This is a genomic window from Planctobacterium sp. AWM4_229, from assembly GCF_056160305.1.
This window is the reverse complement of record NZ_JBSWWX010000037.1, coordinates 1-222: the sequence shown is the minus strand read 5'-3', so window position 1 is coordinate 222 and position 222 is coordinate 1. Positions and strand designations below refer to the sequence as shown.

1 protein-coding gene is annotated in these 222 nt (G+C 46.4%); it reads right to left on the bottom strand.

The features are described 5' to 3' along the window. Window positions 1-222 (bottom strand): EF-Tu/IF-2/RF-3 family GTPase (locus ACXAGP_RS22135; protein ID WP_475263963.1); only part of this gene is annotated, 222 nt, incomplete at both ends.

Here is a 222-nt window from a genome sequence, read left to right as displayed (position 1 = left end):
TAGTACCACGAAGAAGAACACCAACGTTCTCACCGGCACGACCTTCGTCAAGCAGCTTACGGAACATCTCAACACCAGTACAAGTCGTAGTTGTAGTCTCTTTCATACCTACGATTTCTACTTCTTCACCAACTTTGATGATACCTTGCTCAACACGACCAGTTACTACTGTACCACGGCCTGAGATTGAGAATACGTCTTCGATAGGCAGGATGAACGGCT